This window comes from Streptomyces sp. NPDC005151 (genome assembly GCF_053599875.1).
Window position 1 is genome coordinate 1 of record NZ_JBSFYR010000226.1, and the last position, 2,537, is coordinate 2,537.

Sequence of the window (2,537 nt, forward strand, 5' to 3'; positions counted from 1 at the left end):
CCTTGCCGGATCGAATGTGTCACCACATCCAACCGTCTCACCAGTTCTGGCCGTGACTAGCAACCCGGTGAACCTTCCCGGTCACAGCACTAGCTGCATAGGCTCGACACCAATGCGGCTGAGACCACGACCGACCTCTGTAGGGGATCCCGAGGTCGACACTGCTGCCTGCTTTGGGTTTCCGGCCCGTACCTCCCGGTCGGCCGGACTGAGTGAGAGGACAAAGATCTGCTGTGAAGGCGTGCGGAGTGTCCAGGGCCGAGAAGGAAGTCGCCCTGCTGGAGTTGCCCGAACCGTCATCTCCCGGGCCCGGTCAGATCCTGGTGGCGGTTGAGGCGGCCGGGGTCGGCCCGTGGGACCAACTGCTAAACGGCGCTGGCTGGGACGTGGGGCTGCGCCCCCCGGCGGCGCTGGGAGTGGAGGGCGCGGGCAAGGTGCTGGCCGTCGGCGCGGGTGTCACCGGGTTTGCCGTAGGCGACCGGGTGCTCGCACACGAGGCCCCGCTGCCCGGGGGAAGCGGCTTCTGGGCCGAACGCGTTCTGATCAACGCGGATCACGCGGCAGCCTGCCCACCCGGGCTGGACGCCGTGCACGCGGCGGCGCTGCCGGTCAACGGACTCACCGCGTTGCAGGCCCTGGAGAAGCTGGACCTCAGCCGAGGACAGCGGCTCCTGATTACCAACGGAGGCGGGGCCACCGGAGCCCTGGCCATCCAGCTCGCCGCGGCCAAGGGCATCGAGGTGACCGCGACCGCGTCTACTGCCGCCGTAGAGCGCCTGCTTGGTCTGGGAGCGATGGAGGTCGTCGACTACCACGACCCGAACTGGTCGGCCAGGGTACGCGGCGGGTTCGACGCCGCCCTCATCATCGCCACCAGCACGGCGGACGCCTCCCTGCCTTTGGTGCGGGACGGCGGCCGACTGTGCTCCCTGACCTCGGACGCGCCTCCGGAGGAACGAGGCATCACGAGTTGGGACCTCTACGTCGAGCCCAACGCCGCGCAGCTTGTCCAGCTGGCGGAGCAGGCCGCCGCGGGAACCTTGAAACTCGCACCGGAACCCCTGCCGCTGAGCGAGGGACCGGCTGCGTTCGCCCGGGTGGTTACCGGACGGGCCGGCGGTAAGAAGATCGTGCTCACCCGAGCATGACCCGACCGGGCACCGCCCGATCCCGATGCTGGGCCACGGTGCCCGCCAGGCGCGATCGAGAAGTCGTCAGGCCGAGGGTGGGCGACCGAGGAGGTGCTGGCGAGGTTTGCTCACGCCGGGGCCGCGCCGCGGCCGCCACGGACCGCTGACCGTCCAGGAACGCACGAAGGCCCCCGCAGCCATTCGAGCTGGCTGCGGGCGCCCACGTATGAGGGTACGGCCCTTCGTTGTGCAGAGCCGCACCTACTGGCTGCGGTCCCACCGGATCGGGTACGACACCGTCGGCGTCGTCCGCGTGGCTTCGTAGGTGAGAAGCGACAGCGGTTGTTCGCGAGTTTAGGCAGCACTTGTCGATCACAGGACCGGGAAATGTCGACGAGAAGTGACAGCGGCTGGTCCTCTCGATCAGCTCCAGGTCATGTTGATCGCGCCGTCGAAGTTGACGTATCCGGCCCATTGGAAGGCGTTGGCCATGGGGGCGTTGCCGGGGTCGGCGGGGTCGGGTTCTCGCGGGCGATCCACCCGAGGAATTCGTCGGCCAGGCTCTCCAGCGTCCTGCCGTGGCGCGCCACCACATACCACGTGTCGAGGTGGTCCCCGGGGTTGTGCGGGTTGAGCGCCCCACACCGCAGACCGGCCGTGTCGAACTGGCCGCCCAGGCAGACGGCGCCGTTCGCACCGGTCCACGTCCAGACGAGCACTCCCTTGTGCCACAGCACGTCGACGGGTGCGGCCACGCAGAAGTCCGCCGGTTCCGGGGCTGTGGAAGGCCACGTCGCCACCCGCTCGGCAAGCCGCTCCACGACCGGCCGCCACGCGTCGTCGAGCTCCCAGTCCACGAGGTACTCCTCGAATGCGTTCACCGGTCCAGTGTGCGGCAGCCCGGTCAGGCCGATTCCTGCGAGGCGGCGGCATCTTGCGCGGCTCCGGCCACGCAGAGGTCAACGCCGCCTTCACCGTTCGAAGAGGCCCACCTCGTACTTGCGCTGCAGAGCCCCGGTACGACAGCCCCACACGCGCATCGCGGCGGATCGCCGCGTGCAACTCGACCTTGGATTCCGCGGGCGTTGTCACGTTGTTGGGTGTGTGGGTGTCTGACGGTGTGTCGGGGTGTGGTGGGGCCGGGTGCCGGCCCTGGGCTCAGGCCGCGGCAGGCCGGCCGGTGACGCCGGGGATCTGCTCCCAGATGGTGAAGCGGACGGTCATTTCGGCGCGGTGTTGGGTGCCGGTCATCAGGTGGCGGCGGGGCCGGAAGGGGGGTGAGATGCCGCTGAACGCGGACAGGAACCGCTGTGCGGCGCCCACGCTGCGGAAGCCTTTCATCGCCCGTTCGCGTTGCCGGGTGGGCTGATGACTGTTCTCGGCCCGGTTGTTCAGGCCCTTGTGGGA

3 protein-coding genes are annotated in these 2,537 nt (G+C 69.2%); 1 reads left to right on the top strand and 2 read right to left on the bottom strand.

The genetic code is table 11. The features are described 5' to 3' along the window. Positions 1–248: 248 nt before the first annotated feature. Entirely contained in the window at positions 249–1,148 is a 900-nt protein-coding gene (locus ACWD6R_RS40250) for an NADP-dependent oxidoreductase (RefSeq protein ID WP_451823296.1), read from the top strand. Positions 1,149–1,564: 416 nt separating this feature from the next. Here the strand turns inward: ACWD6R_RS40250 and ACWD6R_RS40255 are convergent, their stop codons facing one another. Together ACWD6R_RS40255 and ACWD6R_RS40260 are read right to left on the bottom strand one after the other, a co-directional pair. Then, positions 1,565–2,011, bottom strand: a complete 447-nt coding sequence (locus tag ACWD6R_RS40255; RefSeq protein ID WP_451823297.1) for a hypothetical protein — start codon at positions 2,009–2,011, stop codon at positions 1,565–1,567. A 277-nt stretch (positions 2,012–2,288) separates the two neighbouring features. Then, on the bottom strand, positions 2,289–2,537 hold a 249-nt coding region (locus ACWD6R_RS40260), incomplete at its 5' end, for a DDE-type integrase/transposase/recombinase (RefSeq protein WP_451823298.1).